The sequence below is a fragment of the Vibrio splendidus 12E03 genome, assembly GCF_000272105.2.
GTDB classification, from domain to species: Bacteria; Pseudomonadota; Gammaproteobacteria; order Enterobacterales; family Vibrionaceae; genus Vibrio; species Vibrio splendidus_I.
On sequence record NZ_AJZD02000104.1, the window covers coordinates 18166 to 39550 of the forward strand.

14 protein-coding genes and 1 pseudogene are annotated in these 21385 nt (G+C 44.6%); 8 read left to right on the forward strand and 7 right to left on the reverse strand.

Annotated features, from left to right (window positions below):
* The first annotated feature begins 126 nt into the window (after nucleotides 1-126).
* The 4 genes from A142_RS08925 (at nucleotide 127) to ggt (ending at nucleotide 6900) form a co-directional block, all read left to right on the forward strand.
* On the forward strand, nucleotides 127-3330 hold the full coding sequence (locus A142_RS08925) for a response regulator (RefSeq protein ID WP_019823715.1): 3204 nt from the start codon (nucleotides 127-129) through the stop codon (nucleotides 3328-3330).
* Between the two features lie 10 nt (nucleotides 3331-3340).
* Nucleotides 3341-3817: a hypothetical protein gene (locus A142_RS08930; RefSeq protein ID WP_019823717.1), complete on the forward strand. Its 477-nt coding sequence runs from the start codon at nucleotides 3341-3343 to the stop codon at nucleotides 3815-3817.
* Between the two features lies 1 nt (nucleotide 3818).
* Complete coding sequence (locus tag A142_RS08935; protein WP_019823720.1) at nucleotides 3819-4910, forward strand: hypothetical protein; 1092 nt, start codon at nucleotides 3819-3821, stop codon at nucleotides 4908-4910.
* Between the two features lie 259 nt (nucleotides 4911-5169).
* Nucleotides 5170-6900 (forward strand): gamma-glutamyltransferase, encoded by a 1731-nt coding sequence (gene ggt, locus A142_RS08940; protein WP_019823722.1) that lies wholly within the window; start codon nucleotides 5170-5172, stop codon nucleotides 6898-6900.
* Between the two features lie 147 nt (nucleotides 6901-7047).
* On the opposite strand, the gene A142_RS08945 is transcribed toward ggt, so the two are convergent.
* Together A142_RS08945 and A142_RS08950 are read right to left on the reverse strand one after the other, a co-directional pair.
* Nucleotides 7048-8106, reverse strand: coding sequence for a HEAT repeat domain-containing protein (locus tag A142_RS08945; protein WP_019823724.1), 1059 nt, complete (start codon nucleotides 8104-8106; stop codon nucleotides 7048-7050).
* 87 nt (nucleotides 8107-8193) lie between these two features.
* Nucleotides 8194-9525 carry an anaerobic sulfatase maturase gene (locus tag A142_RS08950; protein WP_019823726.1) on the reverse strand — a complete coding sequence of 444 codons (1332 nt, stop codon included), beginning with the start codon at nucleotides 9523-9525 and terminating at the stop codon, nucleotides 8194-8196.
* Between the two features lie 137 nt (nucleotides 9526-9662).
* On the opposite strand from A142_RS08950, the gene A142_RS08955 reads away from it, so the two are divergent.
* Together A142_RS08955 and A142_RS08960 are read left to right on the forward strand one after the other, a co-directional pair.
* The gene (locus A142_RS08955) at nucleotides 9663-10451 is read left to right on the forward strand and encodes a formylglycine-generating enzyme family protein (protein WP_019823728.1); all 789 of its coding nucleotides are present in this window, start codon (nucleotides 9663-9665) and stop codon (nucleotides 10449-10451) included.
* A gap of 160 nt (nucleotides 10452-10611) precedes the next feature.
* Complete coding sequence (locus A142_RS08960) at nucleotides 10612-12294, forward strand: alkaline phosphatase family protein (protein WP_019823730.1); 1683 nt, start codon at nucleotides 10612-10614, stop codon at nucleotides 12292-12294.
* 138 nt (nucleotides 12295-12432) lie between these two features.
* Here A142_RS08960 and A142_RS08965 read toward each other — a convergent pair whose 3' ends face one another.
* Complete coding sequence (locus A142_RS08965) at nucleotides 12433-13527, reverse strand: substrate-binding domain-containing protein (protein WP_019823732.1); 1095 nt, start codon at nucleotides 13525-13527, stop codon at nucleotides 12433-12435.
* A gap of 81 nt (nucleotides 13528-13608) precedes the next feature.
* Between A142_RS08965 and A142_RS08970 the strand changes: the two genes are divergently transcribed.
* Nucleotides 13609-14727 (forward strand): substrate-binding domain-containing protein, encoded by a 1119-nt coding sequence (locus A142_RS08970; protein WP_019823734.1) that lies wholly within the window; start codon nucleotides 13609-13611, stop codon nucleotides 14725-14727.
* The gene (locus A142_RS08975; RefSeq protein WP_019823737.1) at nucleotides 14724-17198 is read left to right on the forward strand and encodes an EAL domain-containing protein; all 2475 of its coding nucleotides are present in this window, start codon (nucleotides 14724-14726) and stop codon (nucleotides 17196-17198) included. Before A142_RS08970 ends, A142_RS08975 begins: the two co-directional genes overlap by 4 nt.
* An 81-nt stretch (nucleotides 17199-17279) precedes the next feature.
* Here the strand turns inward: A142_RS08975 and A142_RS25640 are convergent.
* The 4 genes and pseudogenes from A142_RS25640 to A142_RS08990 form a co-directional block, all read right to left on the reverse strand.
* Nucleotides 17280-17420, reverse strand: a pseudogene (locus A142_RS25640) (lipid kinase YegS); the annotation flags it as partial.
* 18 nt (nucleotides 17421-17438) lie between these two features.
* On the reverse strand, nucleotides 17439-18344 hold the full coding sequence (locus A142_RS08980; protein ID WP_019823739.1) for a LysR family transcriptional regulator: 906 nt from the start codon (nucleotides 18342-18344) through the stop codon (nucleotides 17439-17441).
* 207 nt (nucleotides 18345-18551) lie between these two features.
* Complete coding sequence (locus A142_RS08985) at nucleotides 18552-19901, reverse strand: BatD family protein (RefSeq protein ID WP_019823741.1); 1350 nt, start codon at nucleotides 19899-19901, stop codon at nucleotides 18552-18554.
* A partial coding sequence (locus A142_RS08990; protein WP_069591565.1) for a vWA domain-containing protein occupies nucleotides 19898-21385 on the reverse strand: 1488 nt, incomplete at its 5' end. The genes A142_RS08990 and A142_RS08985, both read right to left, overlap by 4 nt.

Genomic DNA, 21385 nt, shown 5'->3' on the forward strand with positions numbered 1-21385 from the left:
ATAAGCTCTGGAATCACAAGAACTTATACCCCTCCCACACTTGCGTAAAATTTACCGTTTCAAAGTTTCCATATCGGCATTTTTATTCTACTGTTTTTATATAACGACAGTTGGATGGATCCTTATATGGCGATTACGGCCTGGAATAACCTTTCAGTCAAACATAAACTCTTTGGCTTAGTTCTACTTCCCATTTCATTATTACTCTTCCTAGCAGGTAGACAGGCTTATATATTAACGACTCAGTTAACCGATTTTGAACGAACCAATCAGTTATCTGTCTATCTTCAAGATATTTCTATTTTGTACAGAAGTACCTTAGCCTCTAGCCCTGAAGAGTTTGCTACTCAAAGCAACCAAGTAAAGGCAGAACTTAAAAACCTGTCTCCCATCATTTTTTTAGACGCATCTGATGAAATGAATCAACTTGTTGCCGATTTCAGCGAAGCGACCTTATCGACGATGCAAGCGACTGACACTTACGATAAATTGGATGCCCTCGAATGGCAGAGCGATTTATACAAGCAACTGTTACTTGAAGTAGAGAAAGTCCCTTTTGAAAACACTAAACGTGAAATTCAACAGCACCTCACTGCCCTTCAACAACTTGAGTGGTTGATGTTTTGGTCGAACGAAGAGTTCAAGCTTGGTAGTTCACTGATTGAGATCTTCCAAATCAGCCAAGAGTACGACCCAGAACTCGCCGAACAGATCAAAACCTTGAGTGAAAGACAGCAATTGTTCTTAGAGCGCTTTGTTTCATTGAACGCCAACGAACATCAAGTTTCTTTGATGGTTGAAGTGTTTCGAAATGATGTGTTTGCTCAAAGCCAAGAGATAAGAAGCGCGCTACTCGACCTAAATACAATCAGCCAACTGACGCCACAAGAAGTGTCTGTCGGCTTAGAAGCGATGAGCGCACGGCTCAACTTATTACAAAGCCTTGGCGGCGTAATCAAGCAAGAGTTCCAACAAGAAGTTGAGCAAGCCATCTATGACGCACAAATACAGCGAACCCTGTTTATTTCAATCGTCGCTTTGCTGGCAGCGATTGTTATGGGTTTAACTCTTAGCTTGGCGAGACAAGTCACTAACAACCTTAATTTGGTGTTAGCTTTCTTAAAAAGCGAAAATGATGACACGCGCCCTTCTCTAGATAAATTAATCCAAGGTAAAGATGAACTCAGTCTGTTTGCTCAGCAAGTTGAACGATTGACCATCGAACGAGAGCTCGCGAAAGAGAGATTGACGGTAGCAAAAGAAGACGCAGAGAGAGCCAAAGAGGATGCCGAACTCGCGAAAGACCACGCAATACAAGCCAGCAAAGCAAAAAGTAGCTTCTTGGCCAACATGTCTCATGAAATTCGCACCCCGCTCAATGGTGTTATTGGTATTTCGGAAATCCTCGCAGATACGCCGCTTACACCGACACAACGTGACTATGTTGATACGATCGAAACTTCATCCCAACTGCTACTTAGCTTAATCAACGATATCTTAGACTTCTCTAAGATTGAGTCTGGCATGCTATTAATCAGTCCGCACTCTGCATCGATTAGAGAGTCGATATACGACATCGCCTCTATTGTGGCACCAAAAGCGAAAGAACAAAGAATATCGATTAACGTTGATATCAGCCCAGATACACCAGCACGCGTGATGATAGACGATCACCGTTTAAGACAGATCTTGATGAACTTTATGTCGAATGCGGTGAAGTTTACGGCTGAAGGTGGCGTCACATTATCAATTCAAACGCTCAACAAAGCAGATAACAATGCCACCATTCGATTTGCTGTACGAGACACGGGTATTGGTATCGATTCACTGCAACAAAAACAGATATTTGAACCGTTCGCTCAAGAAGACGATTCAACCACACGTCAATTTGGTGGTACTGGTCTTGGTCTAGCCATCAGTACACAGTTGGTAGAGCTGATGGGTGGTCAAATTCAACTCGACTCCGTCAAAGGTGAAGGAAGCTGTTTCTACTTCGACTTGGTATTGCCTGTTGACTTGATACTGCCAAAACCAAGTACAGCAACGGCTGATATTTATGTGCTGGGTAACGAAAACATGCTCTCCGAGCGAATCGAGTCCGACCTTAACCTTTATGGTTTGAAGGTTACCGATAAAACGAATGATATAACGGCAATTATAGAGCAGCTCTCCACTCAAAAACACACTAAACCTATTACTGTTGTTTTCGCCGAAGATGACGCATTCCTAGCTAATACCCACGCAGATAACTTAGAAAAGCTGCACCAAAACGGCATCACTATCTGTTTGATACGTTCCTTCTTAAGTGAGCCAGCGGATCTTGGTGACAGCGTTACTGCACAAGTCGCACAGCCCCTACTAGGCTTGCGTTTGATTAAAGCTATTGAGCTTTGTGATACTCGAGGTTTGGCGGAACTATCAGAAGCAAGCCAGACATCAGTCGAGATCCAACACAAAATCCTCATCGTTGAAGACAACAAGATCAACCAAAAAATTGCTGGCCTTCATGTCGGTAAAAGTGGTTTTGAATTCGAGTTCGCTAATAATGGTCAAGAAGCTGTGGACATGTTCACCGCTAATCCTCATTACGCGGCGATACTCATGGACTGCATGATGCCGGTTATGGATGGCTTTGATGCAACAAGCAACATCCGAAGAATTGAAAAAGAAACGGAAGCGACGCGGCGCATCCCGATCATTGCATTGACCGCCAGTGTCATCGATGACGATATTCAGAGGTGTTTCGACGTTGGTATGGATGACTATGTACCAAAACCATTCAAGTTCGAAATGCTTAAAGAGAAAGTACTCACCGCGGTAGAAGCTATGCCACTACCAGCTTCCTATAAAGCTCAACCTAAGAAACAACCTGCAACTGTCACTCCGATTATCAACGGGGCTGCGACCAAACGTACTTTGCCTGAAGAAGCGGAACAAAACGCAATTCCGAGCAAATCAGAGAGAATCTTGCTAGTCGAAGACAACCGCGTCAATCAAAAAGTAGCTTCTATCATGCTGAAGAAGGCCGGATATGCCTTTGAAATTGCAGACAACGGACAAATTGCCGTTGATATGTACCAGAACGACAGTAGCTTCGACATTATTTTGATGGATTGCATGATGCCTGTTATGGACGGTTTCACGGCAACTAAGAAGATTCGAGAACACGAGAAAAACCAAGGCTTAAGCAAAACTCCTATTATCGCGTTAACTGCCAGTGTTATCGATGATGATATTCAAAAGTGCTTTGATTCCGGAATGGATGGATACGTAGCGAAGCCCGTAAGAAAAGAAAAGCTATTCCATCAAATAGAAAGTGCGACTTGTTAGGAGATACCTCATGGATTGGATTAGAACAATAAAAACACTTCCCCGCAGAGTCATGTTGCCAGTCGCGGTAGGGCTATTAGGAAGCTTGCTTTTTCTAAGCCCTGCTCACGCCGCTGAAGATTATGCCATATTTTCTTTAGACTCCGGATTTGAAGAGATATCAATAAACAAAGCGCGAAAGCTCTATAGAGGGAAAACTAAGCGCCTCAATGGCAAACGTGTAGAGCTATCAGATTGGCCTGAAAACAGCACTGAAAGAGAGGACTTTTATCAACTTTTACTTGGAAAAAACGCCGCTCAAATGAATGCTCACTGGGCTGGCTTATCTTTTTCAGGAAAAGCGCGTTACCCAAGAGAAATCAAAGCGGCATCAACCGACAGCTTAGTAGACTGGCTTGATGACAAACCAAATCGTATTGGTTACTCACCACTCTCTTCGGTTCCTCAAAATGCCAACGTTCTCTACGTTATAAGTTCGGAGAAATAATATGAAAAGAATAATTACGTCAGTGCTATGTGCTTCAATTGCCTCTCCGGCTTTTGCGAATATCGAACTTACCGATAATTTATCCTTAAGTGGCTTTGGCTCAACGTCTTGGGCAACATCGGATAACGATAATCCATTAATCATCAACCGCGGTTTTACTGATGAGAGCTGCTACGACTGTGATACCACATTTGGTGTTCAACTCGATTACTTCTACAACTCATTCAAAGCTTCCGTGCAAGTTGTCAAGCCACCCCAATATGATTGGAGTGAACCGCAGCTAGAGTGGGCTTACTTAGGCTATGAATTTAATGACTTTGATGTCAGCGTTGGTCGATTACGACTGCCACTATTCCTTACCTCTGAGTACTACTATGTGGGCCAAGCCTATATGACAGCAAGGCCACCGACAGAGGTGTATAACAGCGTTCTCGGAATCACAGCTTTCAACGGCATAAAAGTGAGCTGGACTCGTGATGTCAGTGATGAAGCAACGCTATTGCTCTCACCTTTCTTCGGTGTAAAAGACAAAAACAAAGTCGACTTTAATTCAAGTACAGAACTGGAATTTGAAACCAACCGAATGTTCGGTGCCAATCTTCAATTGAGCGGTGAAAACTATCGTTGGAACTTGTCATTCCTCGACTCCAATTTTGATCAAACCGTTTCTGGCACGATTACAATCCCTGGAACTTCGATAACAGCTCCATTCAGTAGAAAACAAGACAACCTACACATTCAACTTTGGTCGTTAGGTGTTGAGTATGAATTAGGTCAAGCGGTGCTTGCAAGTGAAGGACAGATCAGTGACATCTCGTCCTCGATGTACGCTAGTTTGGGCTACAGACTAGATTTATTCACTCCATACGTCGTTTACGGAGCAGAGTTTGATTCTCACGAACACCTAACAGGAAACAGCTACCTAATTGGTGTGGATTACGATGTGTTACCTAACGTGTCTATCAATGGTGAAGTGCAATATTTTGAGGCTCGTAAAGCAAACGGTGCCTTTGTTGAGAATTTCAACGCACTTACTGGTTTTGATGACAAAGATGCCGTCCTTTACACCATCATGTTGAGTTTCGTCTTCTAACCCAAAATTAGACAATCACCATTAAATAAAAGCCCAAGGTAATCAAATAACCTTGGTCTTTTTAATGTCTTTGAATTGTCATGCTTAACAAGCCATAACATTGATCTTATATATCCTTTAATAGAGAAACATTTAGGTGATTTGGCGATTAATGTCAGAGCCGTCAATATTGTGTAAGAAGGCTGCAAACTCAAGAACTTCACTACCTTAATTTGGTCAACCTAAGAGCGAATAAACAGATACCTTAAACGGAGAACGCATGCGAATAGCGACTTTATCTTTAAGTTTGGTTTCAGCGGTCGGTTTCGCGGCTGAGCCAAATCCTTTTCCAATTACGCCAGACGAAACTGGCGAAGAGTTTATGGTAAGTGCCACGAATCCATACGTAAGCAGCACTGGGTATTCGATACTCAAAAAAGGCGGTAACGCGGTCGATGCGATGGTGGCGATGCAGATGACAATGTCGGTGGTTGAACCTGATATGACTGGGATTGGCGGTGGTACTTTTGCGCTGTTTTATCAAAAAGACAAAGATCAATTCCTCGCTCTTGATGGACGAGATGAAGCCCCTTCAAGTGCCACTCCAGACATGTTCATGAAAAATGGAAAAGCGCTTAGTCGAAACGAGATTCTAGGGGCTCGTTCTGTTGCCGTTCCCGGCACACTTCGCTTGCTCTATAGCACTCATCAACAATACGGGAAATTGCCTTGGTCTGAGCTTGTTCAACCCGCGATTGAACTGGCAAGCAAGGGCTATGCGATGAACAGCTACACCTACGACATCGTGGTTCGTGAACAAGAAAGATTGATTGAAGATCCAGAAATCGAAGCCCTGTATTGGAATGACGACCAAATCAAACCAACCGGCACATTGATGAAGAACCCAAAGCTTGCCACAACATTGACCAATATTGCTCAACAAGGTGATAAGTACCTTTATGGTGGCGAGTTTGGTAAGCACATAGTTGAAACGGTGAACAGCCGAATCGACGCCGACCAAGCTAAGCTCTCTATCGAAGATTTTGAACAGTACCAAGTGAAACAGCGTGAGGTTATTGAAAGCGACTACCGAGGCAATAAGATTGTCTCATTTGGCTATCCAGCCTCTGGTGGTGTGATGGTCGCTCAAAGCCTTGAAATGTTGGAAGCCTATGACTTAGCCAACATGTCTAAAACCGATGTTGAACCTTGGCGCTTGATGACTGAAGCTATGAGAATCGCTAAAGCCGATCGTATCTCTTATGCAGGTGATCCAGATTATGTTGAAGCGCCAGTTGCTGCCCTACTCGACAAATCCTACATCGATGAGCGACGTAAACTCATTCCAGAGAGTGGCATTGCGAAAAAAAATCCGAAGGCAGGCAAACTATTAGATACTGATTACGCTCAGTATCAAGGTTTTGAGAGCCAAGATACCGGTCACATATCCATCATCGACAAAGACGGTAATGCCATTGCAATGACCAGCACCGTCGGCACAGGTATGGGTTCAGGAGTAATGGTCGATGGTGTGATTCTTAACGCACAAATGGCGAACTTCTCCACCAAACCCACCATAAACGGTAAACCGACTCAAAATGCCATCGAAGCAGGTAAGCGACCACGCTCTGCGATCACACCGTTAATGGTTATGGATAAAAAAGACGACCTGCGTTTAGTTGTCGGATCTCCAGGTAGCTCGCAAATTCCGGGGTACGTGTTAAAAACCGTAGTTGGAGTTTTAGATTGGGATCTGTCTGCGCAGGAAGCAATTGACCTTCCAAACATCCAATACGGCACTAAGATTGATCGCACCAAACCTTATGACCCAACGGGTTTACTCGTCGAGAAGAAGACCTACGCCGAAATGTTAGTACCAGAGTTCATGCAGCTCGGTTACCCGGTGCATGTCATTCCAGTCGTCAGTGGCTTGAATGCCATTGAAGTCAAAGATGGCAAGATCTATGGCGCGACCGACAGACGCCGTGCATCAAGCTCTATGGGTGAATAATAAAGTGAAATGGGCAAGTAATAGGCTTGCCCTTATTTTGTCTTTAGTTGCTTGAGCCTTATCTAAGTGGTTCATGGATGAGAAAAAGCCAGTCAAACATGTCGACTGGCTTTTCATTATCGGCTTCGCTAGTTACTCATTAGAATATTATGAGCTTGGCGCTACTCGTTTCTCTTTCAACTGCTCAATAACATAATCAGGAGCTACTTTACCTAGCTCACCTAAGCAATCATCGGTCTTTTCATTGCCGTAACGCACATAGATATCGCAGACCGCGTATAACTGTTCTGGAGAGCCTGAAATTAGGTACGCTTTTTCAAAAGATTGGGTCGACTTGTCGATATCCAACTCTTCTTGTAACACCCCATTTAGGTACCAGTAATAGCTGTTATCTTTCGCTAGCTTCGCAGCTACTTCAATCTCTTTGGCGGCTGCAGTTTTGTCTTCAAGGCGAACCAAAGTCAACGATTTCGAATAATGTAGTGCGGCGTTGTTTGGCACGCTCTCTAAACCACGATCTAATACTTCGACTGCTTGTTTGTCTTTGTTCTGAGCTCGAAAATTATCTGCGTAGCTCAACCAAACTTGCGCTTCTTTTGGATGCGTATTGATCAGTTCTAGATAAACCGTTTCCGCCTTATCCCAGTCATTGTGCCAACGAAGCACATCAGCAAACAGTAATTGGTACTTTTCAGATTCTTGCGTTTCCAAGAAGCTAATCAACTCTGTGACTGGTGGTTCAATTTGTGCTTTCTGTTCATCATCTAATGCATTGAAGTCACGAACTAAATTGGATGTCACCGTGTGGCGAACCATGGTATCGCTGTCTTTTAGCAGGGGGGAAATTAACGCCCAGCGATGCTCAAGTTGGTAAGGTTCAGAACCGATAACCGCCGCTTCACGCACTTCAGGGTTTTGATCTTTCAAGCCTCTAGCAACCGCCACCAGCGCATTTTGGCTTGGGTATGAAGCAAGCTCTTGCAGTGCACCAGTACGATTTTCAACAGATTGATTCTGATCTTGTGCCATGTAAGACAACTGTTGAATGCGGGTTTGAGTGTCAGTCATTTCAAGCACTTGATTGATATGTTGTGCCGGTGCATCAACTGTTTGTTGAACGCTATTTGCAGCCATCGCAGACGTTGAAATCAATGCGGACGTTGAAACCAATAAAGCAACAGCCGTCGCTAAACTCTTCTTTATCATAGTATTACCTTAAACTGGAGAACTTAGCCTGTCCTTAGACTCGTATCTGATTAAATTTATCTTGGACCTGTTGATCTAAAGAACAAGTTAAAACTTGGTCTCGAACGTAGCTTGTTGCGCCTGTTTCGCTCGATGCGCCATCAATACTGAGTCGCTGAATTTGCCATGAGCAACCGGATGCCCCATCGCGCGAGCGATGTAAGCCATCGACTTATCAACATGAGAAAAGAACTTATGCCAACCTGCACATAAGTAGTTCAAGCCCGGTTCGCCTGCACGAGTTTTGATAAAGCGGTTCTTAGGACACTCACCATGACAAGCGAACTTGTAATCACACTGCTGACATTGACTGGTCAGTGTGCGGGATTTAGCAAAACCAAACTGTTGCTGTGGTGCGCTGTACGCTAAGTCATCAAGCTTCTCGTGGAGAATATTGCCAATTTTGTACTCAGGGTAAACATAGTGGTCGCATGAGAATACATCGCCATTTGGCTCCATTGCCAAACCCTTTCCGCATATCTCGTTCAAGGTACACAGTGGGTTCGGACGCCCAATCCATGTTTCTACGCTCGCTTCAAAATACTGAACAAACACCTTACCGATGTCGTTCTTAGCCCACTCATCAAACACAGAAATAAGGAAGTTACCCCAAGCCAAGTCCGACACACACCACGATTCCATGATCGAATCTTTATGGCCGGGGATCAGGCGTTTGTCGCCTTGTTTGAGCTGTTCGCTCACTTGGGATGTTTGTGGTGCAATCGTTCGGAACGTTTTCTGTTCAACGATAGGAATAAACTGCATTTGCGGTGACTTCACCACATCACGTAGGAAGCGATAGACCTCAAGTGCATTTTGACTGGTGAGGTTATTCACACAGGTAAGCGTTGCAAACTTCACTTGATGTTTGTGCAGCAGCTCCACAGCCGCCATCACTTGTTTGAATGTGCCACGGCCAGCTTTGTTAACACGATAGGCATTGTGCAGCATTTCAGGACCATCAATGCTCAAACCGATCAGGAAGTTATTCTTCGCAAGAAACTCAGCCCAATCATCATTCAGCAAAGTACCATTGGTTTGTAAATCGTTTGAAATCAATACACCTTCAGGTTGGTACTTTTTCTGTAACTCAACCACGCGTTCAAAATACGCCAAACCTAGCATGGACGGTTCACCGCCCTGCCATGAGAAGATGATTTCTGGCGTGTTTTGACCTTCGATGTATTGTCGGATGTAGGTTTCTAATGTCTCATCATCCATTCTTGGAGAACTGCCTTTCTTGTACTCCAACAAATCTTGCTTACTTAGGTAGTAACAATATTTACAGTCAATGTTGCACGCTGCGCCAATCGGCTTAGCCATGACATGCAAGCGCTTAGACGCTTTACCGTTATACTGTGGACCTTGAGTAATATGCATGATTTACCTACCTATTTTAGTATTCTGGACCCATCATAATTCCTATTCGATCATGTGACATGTTATACCCTTTATAACCAATAGGAATGACCTTAAACGTTAGAATTAGACCCTATTTCGAACATCTGAGGCACGTGATGAAATTTCTTAATTACAAACAGTTAGCAACAATTAGCAGCGTCACCATGACTATTCTTCTGAGTGGCTGTGCAAACGTGCCTACACACCCTATCGCCCAACAAATTGACCAAGAGATGGTGTTGGTTGAAGGCGGCACATTCACCATGGGGTCGAACGATCCAGAAGCGACCAAAGCAGAGCGTCCTGCACGTAATGTAACTGTAGATAGTTTTTATATTGCGAAGTTTGAGGTGACTCAAGAATTGTTCGAATCGGTGATGGGTTCATCTCTCAGTTATTTCCAAAACCCACAAGTTCCAGTCAATAACCTTAGCTGGCAACAAGCGAACTACTTCGTCGAGCAATTGAACGAACTTACAGGCGAAGAATACCGTTTGCCTACTGAAGCTGAATGGGAATTTGCAGCCAAAGGTGGCAACAAAAGTAAAGGCTATACTTACAGTGGTTCCAATAACTTAGATGATGTTGCGTGGTACTCAGCAAATTCTAAAAATAGCGCACATCCAGTCGGGCTAAAGAAACCAAATGAACTAGGCTTATATGACATGACAGGAAACGTGGGCGAGTTTGTCATTGATGCCTTCGATGACACCTTCTACCGATTCGGTCCAACAGACAACCCTAACAACGCAAAACACAGCGACGTTGGTTTATCGCACAAATCGGTTCGCGGTGGCAGCTTTGCTTATGACGAAAATGAATCTGAAAGTTACCGTCGTGACTTCGCAAGCCAATCGATCACTATGTCAGATATGGGGCTGCGTTTAGTTAAGGATACGAACTAAAGCTGTAAACTAGCTAACGAAGCGAACTAACTAAAGGTGCCGAAGGTTATGGTTCACTAATCGCCACCAACAATACAAAAAAATACGATTCGCACTGTACACACATTAGAAATCTGGCCAAACATTAGAACTCAGCGGCAACAGTGAATAAGGAAACTCTATGCAATACACCAAGCTTTCAGGACTAACCCTCGCGTTACTCTGCGCTCTCCCAGCTTCAGCTGAGGAAAAGCCAAATCTAGTCCTTCAAATCACGGTAGATGGCCTGCGCGCAGATCTAATCGAACGATATAAGCACAACTTCGGTGAAGGCGGTTTCCGGTACTTAATGGATGACGGTACTTACTACACCAATGCGAACTACCAGCACGGCAACACAGAAACGATTGTCGGTCATGTATCACTTGCAACAGGCGCTCCACCGAGCGTTCACGGCATGGTTGGTAATGTTTGGTATGACCGAAGTGAGGAACGTTTGGTGTATAACGTAGAGGATGGCAACTATGAAATGCTAACCTCGGGTGCAGGTGTCGATAAAGCAACAGAGATCGACCCAACGCAGAAGACAGCACAGGGCGATGGACGTTCTCCTGAGCCAATACTTTCCACCACGTTTGGTGACGAGTTGACGATTTCTAATAGTGGCAAATCAAAAGTGTTCGGTGTATCAGTGAAAGACCGCGGCGCTATCTCATTGGCGGGACACAGTGGTAAAGCGTTTTGGTTTTCGAAAGCACAATCTGAATTTGTTACCAGTAACTATTACTACGACGAATATCCAGACTGGGTATCACGTTGGAATGAGAAAGCCATTGCGAGCCAGTACTCTAAACAAAGTTGGGAACTTTCTTTACCACGTGAGAAATACACCCTTCAAGAACACAATACTGACCACAAGGTGAAGTTAGGTAATTTTGAACGCACCTTCCCTCACCCTTATGGCCCTGCAAGTTACAAGTACTACAGCACAACGTTAACCGTCAGCCCTGCTGGTGACGAGATCACGGAAAACTTCGCTAGCACCTTGTTGATGCAAGAGAAGCTTGGCCAAAGTGACGTAACCGATTATCTGTCTGTAAGTTTTTCATCAAACGACTACGTGGTGCACCTCTACGGCCCTGAAAGCCTAGAAACAGAAGACAACCTTATCCGACTTGATAAGACTCTCGCTAAGCTTTTCAAAACCGTGGATAACCAAGTGGGTCTAGAAAACACTTTGATTGTGCTGTCTGCCGACCACGGCGTTCCTGAATCTTCACCTGCGGCAAATGCGCTTGGCTTCAATCAAGCTCAATACTTCAATAAAGACACACTACTCTCAAGTGGTGTTGAAAAACGATTGAAGGATGAATTTGGTTTAACCAAAGACGCGATTCGCTTGTACGCACAACCTTACATCTATCTGAATCATGATCTGATCGCTGAGAAGAAGCTTGAACGCGCTAAGGTGCAAGAAGCCATTGCTGATGAGATTGCAAAAGTGAAAGGCGTTGCGTTTGCTGTATCAAGCAGTGACATTGCGGCTAACCGAGTACCGGACACGCATGTGATGCAGCTAATTAAAAACAACTACCACCCTGCTCGTTCTGGCGATGTATACGTGGTATTTGCACCGCGCAGCTACATTAACGACATGGAAGGCCTTCAAATTGCCTCTACACATGGTTCTCCGTGGAAGTACGACACACATGTGCCTGTGATCTTTGCAGGTTACGATGTTGAAGCTAAGAAGGTATCGCGAGCAGTGACACCATATGATATTGCGCCAACGCTTTCGAACAAACTGGGAATCACCCAACCAAGTGGGTCAATTGGAGAGGTGTTACAAGAGATCACTGAGTAGATTCAATCTCTAAGGTTTTGTGAGCTAGATTTCGAATCCAGCACCCTCTCAATAAAAGAGCCGTTTATCTGTTTCTGATTCACTAGGTCGAATCAGATAAGCGGCTCTTTTGATTGATAAAGGATAGTTGAATCGAACCTAATTCTTGCCCGAGTAACGAAACGCTTCTCTGGTTAGCTGATTTAATTGGTCGTCATTCATCTTATTGTGCACAACGGTGATACGGCCTAAGTAAACCAACGGGACTTCTGCCTCTCGCTCTTCCAAGTGAAACTTAATCGCTTCGGCCGTTGCCACACCAAGGTCATCACTCATTCGCATAGGCGTCGCGTCTAATTCATCGGAACGAATCTTTTCGATCTCTTTCGCAGTACCGCCCCAACCCGTGACATAGATTTCAGACAACATGTCAGCCTTGTTTAACGCATCAACCGCTCCCATAGTCATCGCAGTATTGGCATTGTGAACCATGGTCACTTCAGGGAAGTTACCGAGCACTAAACGAATCCCATCGGCGCCACCTATCTTCTGGTATTGCCCAAAGTGCTCATATACCGTTAACCAATCACCTTTTGTCTCTACACAATCGATGAAGCCTTGTGAACGTTGAGTATCTGTTATTCCCGGGATCCCTCGATTTGCTGAAAACTCGACTTCATTTCCGAGTTCTTTCACCACATGGTCACAAAGCACCTCAGCCCCCATCGCGCTTGAGAAATCAAACCAAGTGTCGGGTTGATCTTTCCATTGCTCATTAGGTGTGTGAAACGCCCAAATAAAGGTTTTGAAATCTTTGGAAGCGGACAGTTTTTGGATATTACTGGCTTGGATACCCAATTCAGAAGGGCCAAAAATGACGAAGTCATAAGGCGTCTCAGAATTCAGCACTTGCTCGGTGTATTGGGTTTGTAATGAGTGCTCAATTTGCCTTGAGGTAAACTCACTGATCTCAAAAGGCAGCTCCAAAGCGATGAGCCTTTCCTTCAGTGCGGTGTAATTTCTTGTCCAAAAGTCAGAAATATCTGCACTTGGATAAATCAGCGCAATTCTTACCGGTTTTTCTACCGACATCGGAGCTAATGAAATTGGCTCGCCACTTACAGTCTCTTGAAATTTTTCAAGTTTCTTGACATCAGCCTCCGACCTTACCCCGTCAGCATTGACGTACAAAGGGAGGAAAAAACACGCTGTCAGTAGAGTTGGTAAAACATTTTTATAAAGTTGACCCGGCATAACTGTTACCAAATGTTTGAATGTTTATTAACAATATTATAAATATAGGGCAATTATAAGTTAAAGCGTTTTATAAGCTATATGAATAAGAGATTAAATTTTGCGGGTTTGTTGCTCGCTACTACTTGCTCCTCTCAGAGTTTTGCGGGTAATCATGAAGACGATTTCTTCCAATATGCTGAAAAAAAAGTGATGCGTGCGGTTTCCAACCAGAGAACTTGGGATGGCCCAATGCAAGGCCCTGCGGTACGTCATGAAAAAAACGTTATTTTTGTCGCGTCTGATTTACGAAATGGTGGCGTTTACGGGGTGGGTAAAGGTATCTCTGAGGCCATTTCAAACATCAATTGGCATCTGAAGTTCATTGATGGCTTAGGCTCAGAAGTACGTCAAGGTGCAGCTATCCGAAAAGCGATTGGCTTTGAACCCGATGCCATTGTTCTTGGCGGCATTGATGCTGTTCGACACAAAACCATTTTGAAACAAGCGGAAGACCTCGGAATCGTTGTTATTGGCTGGCACGCGACTGAGCTTGTCGGTGGCAACCCTGAAATCGGCTTATACACCAACATCACCACCGACCCTCTCGATGTGGCAGAGGTGGCCGCGCTACTCGCGATTGTAAACTCAAACGGGCGAGCGAGAACCGTGGTGTTTACCGACCCGAACTATGAAATTGCGATGATCAAAGCCAATGCGATGGTCAACACCATCAAGCGTTGCGGGACCTGTGATGTACTTGAGCTGAACTACTTACCGCTCGATAAAATTGCCGAGCAGATGCCTGCGACGTTGAAGAACCTTGATGATCAATATGGCGAAACAATCACTCATATCTTAGCCATCAACGACCTTTACATTGATTACGCGATCCCTTCTTTGGAATCTAATCTCGAAGAGTATCGGCTAATACCACAAAACATTTCAGCGGGTGACGGCAGCAAAGCCGCGTACAAACGAATCAATAGCGGTCAATTCCAACTGGCGACTGTACCTGAACCCTTACACCTACAAGGCTGGCAAATTGTCGACGAGCTCAACCGAGCATTTAACCAAATGCCTCCAAGTGGCTACTCAGCCCCTGTGCATCTCGTCACGCCCGATAATGTTGAAGAACTCATCAGCCAGTCAGACAAAGGCATCTACGACCCTAAAAATGGCTACCGTGAAGCGTATCTGAAAATTTGGAAGCCACAATGAAACTACCTCAGATAAACATCACCCAACGGCTCATTATTTCGAATCTGGTTTCGTTATTGATTGTAAGCCTTGCGGTCATCATGGTGATCCGCTCGCTCTATTACGTCGAGTCGACGCTCAAAACAGAAACCTCGACACACGTGTCAGATTTGATTGTTAACTCTGAAATCAGTCGTCGCGTGTTTACGCTCACCTCTAGAGTTAAGCTGCTGGAACAAACGTTTCTGTTTAGCGAAACCACGCTGTCTGAAGAAGCGTTCAATGTTGATTTCCAACTGCAACGACTGAGAGATCTCTCTACCAACGAAGGTTTCTCGCAAAAGATCGATGCCTTTATCGATAACTTCCACCGTTTCCTAGGCAGTTCACTAGCACTCAATCGAATTCTTAAGCAGACTAATCAAATCGACGCTGCATTAGCCGAGCAACTTGATCAACTCGAATTTGCGATTGCCGACAGCAAGTTAAGGCACTTAGACCAACCTAATTTCATCCGTTATAACAATGAATTAGATCTCATCAACATGCTACGAGAGTCGTTTCTCACTTCGGGGAAAATGGTCGGTGACATTCACAGTCGCATCACGCCAGAAACGGAGAAAGTACTGCTTATCGAAGTCGAGAAAGAACTCGATATATTCTTACTCCACTTAGAAAACGTTGATATCGAAACGACAGCGGTTATTGCTGAGAAGAAAAGAATCAATCGAACGGTGAAACGATACAACGCCGCTTTGAAGCGCATTAGAGCTAATCTGGAGCAGCGTTGGTTGGTGATGGCATCACTGTTAGTTGCCCAAAGTGACTTGTTGGAGATGGTAGAAAAAACCGAATCACGCGTACAAAACCAAGCCTTAGAACTGACAGACCAGCTTGAGAAAGAGATTGGTCTATCAAGGCTCAATGCGATTGTTATCAGTATTTCAGCCGTCGTGCTGTCGATGTTGCTGGTTAGCCACGTTGTTAGACACCACATTCGAAAGCCACTCAATGCCCTTAGACATGGCTTCGACCGTTTAGAATCCGGCAGCCTCAAAAACCCGATCAACTTGGCCAGAAGTGACGAATGGTCTCACTTAGAGAAAGCTTATAACGACATGGCTTTAAGGCTGTCTGAGGCCTATCTCGACCTCACTGAAGAGAAGAAAAACTTCGATTTCCTCGCGCACCATGATCCACTGACGAATTTGGCTAACCGACTTTTGGCCACCAAACAATTGGATGAAGAGATCAAAAAATCCAGTGACAACAACAGCTCTTTCTTACTGTTTTATCTCGATATTGATGAATTTAAGACCATTAACGACTCCTTAGGGCATGCGCCCGGAGACAACTTATTAGTCAATGTTTCTGACATCCTGAGTAGCTTAGTCGGCGATAAAGGCTTTGTTGCTCGAATGGGTGGCGACGAGTTCTTGGTGATGTATTCCAACATTGATTTAGAAGAAGGTGAGCCGATTGCCGATCGCTTGAATCAAGCATTAAGAAAGCCGTATTATATCGATGATAATTCTATCTTCGTCTCCGCGAGTATTGGTGTTTGTGAGTACCCTACTCATGGTTTAGATCGTGAAACCTTAATTCGCAACGCGGATACCGCCATGTATCACGCCAAACGTAATGGTAGAGATCAATACAGAGTCTACGCGGATAAAATGACTCATGAAGTGAACGACTTAATCGAAACCAACATCGGGCTTCATCAAGCGATTGCTAACGACGAGCTTGAAGTGTTCTTCCAACCTAAGGTCGACTTGGACTCTCAGGGCATTATTGGCGCCGAAGCACTTATTCGCTGGCGACACCCTAAATTGGGCTTACTGCCACCGATTGATTTCCTTGAAGTAGCGGAGAAAAGTGACCTCATTATCGACATCGATAAGTGGGTGTTTAAGAAAGTGGCGAACTTGATCACTGAGTGGCAACGTGCGGGAATAGACCTACAAGGCGTGATTTTCTCAATCAATTTCTCAGCGAGAATGTTCTATATGACGGACCTTGCCGAGCAGCTACAAGTGATACTGGATGAAACGGATTGCCAACCTCACCAATTGCTGCTTGAGATTACCGAAAGAGACATGATGCGTGATTTTGAAACCTGTTCGAGAACCATTGAGGTGCTTCATTCTAAGGGTTACAAGATTGCTATCGATGATTTTGGAACGGGTTATTCTTCGTTGTCGGTGTTGAAGAATCTTTCCGCCGATTGCGTAAAATTAGATCGAAGCTTTATTGAAGATATTAACTCGTCAAAAGTAGATTATGAGATTACTTGCGCGGTTCTCAAGCTCGCGCAAATACTCGATTTCTCAGTGATTGCAGAAGGCCTTGAAACCCAGAATCATGTAACGACTCTACGCCAGATCGGTTGTAAATATGCTCAAGGCTATTTCTTCGCGCGACCTTTGCCTATTGATGATTGGGTGTCCTACTTCTTGCTTAACTCAGAACAGAGCCTAAAAGAGGCTTAGTATCCGTTACTTAAATCAAACAATTCAGTAAGTTAAGTTCTTTCACTGATTTATGGTTAAACAAGGGCTGCCTTCGGGCAGCACCAAGCGAAACATATCTGACGAGTTCCACATGACGCTAACTTGCAGGTCAATATCCCGCTCCCTTGCAATAAACGCCGCTTACCTCAGCTCAGGGATACTGGCTTTCTTTCCATTTAAAATCGCGCGAATGTTTTCTATGACCATGCCCTTTAGAAGCTAACTTGATAACTCTTTTGCTGCCGCTTTGAGCTTAGTGCGCAACCACTTGTGGCTAGGTTCGTTAGTGCGACTGGGGTGCCAAATCATACACATATCGAGGTCTTCCAAATCAAAGGGCAAAGGCAGAGTTCTTACATTGTACTTTTCAGCAAAACATCGCACCGATGACATAGGAAGCATGCCAATAGCATCAGATCCCTCAATCACAGGGAGCATCTCGACAACACCAGCAGCTCGATACACAACTCTTCGCTTCTCCAAATCACTAAAGTGTTCAGAGCTTAATAAGCTTTTGCGTGCATGCCAGCGTGACACCACGACGTGATCGAGAGTAAGAAATTGCTCCATATTGATAGTATCGCTAATTACGGGGTGATCTGAACGGCACACCACCACGAGCTCCTCTGTAGAAACCACTTCGTGCTTGAGCGTGGTTCTTCCTCTTGGCGTCATATCAATGATCACATCGTGCCTTTGGAGCCTTAAGTCCGATTCATAATCTTCTGTAAACAGAGGATGGACTTCTAACGCGATGTTCGGCGCCACTTGGCTAATCAACTGCATGACTCTTGGCACCATTTCGTAGCTTGCCGCGGAAACGCAGGCGATAGAGAAAATACGATTTGATGTTTTTGGGTCAAAGTCTCTTGAAGCCGATAAGGTAGAAGTAAAGTTCTTAAGCGCAGCAGCCATTGCAGGGTAAATATCAATAGCAAAAGTGGTCGGCTCTACACCTGATGTGGTTCGGTGAAACAGTGGTTCGTCATAGATATCTCGCAACCGTGCAAGCGCTTTGCTCACAGCAGGTTGGCTTATATCCATGCGATTAGCAGCCCTAGACAAGTTCTGCTCTTCATAGATAGCAACAAATATAGGAATTAAATTGAGTTCGGTGCTTTTCATACAGTTCCATATTAAAGAAGCAGTTTCCCTATAGTAGAGAAACTGCCGATTATGTTCGATGTGAATTGCTTCAGTTTGTGCAGAATGCCCCGATAAACCCAGAATTTATATCGGTATTTCAATAAAACGCTTTCCATCGCTTCGCAGCACTTTTATATCAAACGGCTATATTTCTCATCGAACAACTCGTTTAACCTCCGCATAAAACTAGGTTTTATCTTTTAAGTCTGGCAAAGCTTTAGGGATTCTCAATCGGTCAAAAATCGAACGAGAGTTACTTGGGCTTAATTTGTCGCTGGGTAAGTTACGTAAGCCTTTCCATAAACGAGAAAATACGTTTCTATCTTCACGCCCTTGCTGAAGCGCTTCACTATCTTCTAGCCAACGCTTTTGTTCGCTCGCTTTACCCAATTCCAATTGAGCGGTTTCTCTGCGCAATTGACGATAGATAAAGGTTCTCAATGCTGGCCAATTATTTTTCTTAAGCAAACGACGCAATACCAACCAGCTTGGTGTTGGGCGGTTCGCATAATAACGTTTAACAGAAACAAAGCACGCCACACTGAACAACAATGCCAGACCAACGCTAATAAACACTGACATGTAAGCCTTGATGAAAGATCGGACCGTGTGTTTAGCTTCAAACACATTCCCTTTTATCACCACGTTTTCAAGGCGTTGATTCTTGCTGTCCCACCACTGAAATGAAAACTCTGGCAGCGTAAACTCACCACCTTGTTGAATCACATATACCGTCTCTTCAACTCGGCTTGAGCGATAATCACCACGTTCTTGAGTATCATCTAAACGATTAGGTTGCGGGTAAGCTTGGTACTGCTGGGTCGATCCATTGTTCAACACGTCCGGAAGTAATACAGAAAGGCTGTCTTTTGCCTTGATGGTTACCGTTCGAGTAATAGCATCGCCTACTTTTAAGTTTTCACTCGAGCGTTGCCATTGTTGCTCTGTATCTACTTCTGTTGCAGAAAACCAAGGCGATTCATTATCAAGTAAACCTGAAGGCAACGAAGCTTCAAACTTAATTGGCTGCGTGTAAAGCGTGCCGCCAACGTTAGAGCCATCAGGTGCAGAAACTTGGACGCGAACCGGCACGGTTGGAATGACAAACTCGCCAGAAGTCATCGGATAGAGCGTCACTTCCCAACGCTGGCGTGACCATGTAGTGCCATTAACTCGTTCCGTGTAGTTCGTCGCGAGTTGGTTCCGCTGCTTAGCAATCACGTTAGGAATTTCGATACTGCCGATTCGAGTCCCTCCCGTTAACCAACGCGGCGTCGCCACCTCAATGTTCAGAATTACCTGCTCATTAACGCTCACTTTGGTCGGCGTTATTTTGTCGCCTGACTTTGGCTTTTCCCCTACCCAAGCGATAAGCTCCACATCACCATTTTTTTGCAGATCGAAGATATCGGCAGCAGAAGCAACAGCAGGAAAAAACCAACTCAACATAAGAGTCATCGACAGCAACCATTTACGGGCTGTGAATCGCGTTCGCTTTGATTGAATCGCTTCAAGCGCTAAATCGTATCGACTCATTGTGTTTGCTCCTGTTTTGGCACCTGTTCTTGTTTAGACGGCGGTTCGATAGAAGGTGCAGGGTCTCTTAATTGAATTTGGAACTTGGACTTTAAGAAGAACTTAGGGTCTGCTTCTACTCGTTTTAACCACTTGTCGGCAAGCTCTTGGCTACCCAAAATTTCATTGGCATTAAGCGTTTCCTTGAGCATCAATTCCGCTACCGTTTCTTCTTCAGCGCCATCACCCGTGCGTGGCTGGTCGTCTTCGAGTTCTAAAGATTCTTCAGGGCCATCGGTGGTGCCTGATTGACTTTCACTGGTTCGGTTTACTTCTTCGACAATCCCATTAAGAACAGCAAGGTTGTTTTCGACATCCGTTCTTAGTTCTGGTGACAGGTCCTCTTTCTCGCTTAGTAATTTCAACAAATCTCGCGCAGCAAGATATTCACGCTGCCTGGCCAACGCACTTGCGGCGTTATACAAACCATAATCAGTTTTGGTTTGTAAGAAGGCACTGTGAGCTAACTTAAAATCACGAGCATAGTAATAAGCTGCGCCCTTTCGCATTGGGTCAGTAAAATGTTTTGCTGCTTCAAGGTATTCCTTTTGATTCAATAAACGTTGTCCTTGCTGATCAGGCGTTAACCATAAATCCCACCACCATTGGGCTGTTTTATCCCAAACCGTCAAGGACTCTTCAACTACGGGTTTATCGGCGGTTAAACTGACCGTTTTAGCCAAAGAGTGCGGAGAATACACGCTGCCAGTAATCAAAACGCCAACCACACACCACTGAACCAACCACCCTTTTCTAAACCACAACAGCATGATGATCGCCATTGGAATCAGCAGACCGTAACCCATGTCTTTCCAAGGCATTGAAGATTCACCGTTAAGTTGCATGTTTCTTTCAACCGCTTGGTTGAGTTGCTGGATATCGGAATTATCAACAGTAACTTCGATCAGTCGTCCACCCGTCTTGCTCGCTAGGCTGCGCAATGAATCGAGATCGACTGGATTATCGCTCACCACATTGCTATTTCCTGCCGCTAGAATAAGCAGTTGATACGGGTTGTCGTTAAAGAAGCTTTCGAACGCTCTAATGGTACTTGGGTTAACACCGTCTGATACCAACAACACTGACGAACCTAACTCACCAGACAGTTGCTGATTTATGAGTGGCAGCGCTTCTTCTGCTGATTTACCTGAAACCGGCATGATGTCGGGTGTGATAGCCGCAAGAAACGGTTCGAATACCTTGCTGTCTTGAGTGACAGGCATCGCCACGTGTGCACTACCGGCATAAACCACTAAGCCAGTATTACCGCCTTTCCGAGCTGCTAATAAGTCTCTAATCTTCTGCTTAGATCGTTCTAAGCGACTCGGTGGTAAGTCTTTAGCGAGCATGGATTCACTGTTATCAAGCACAACCAACATCGACGCTTTATCTTCACCAAAAGGCGAAGCCTCACGCTGCCATGTTGGACCAGAACAGATAATGAT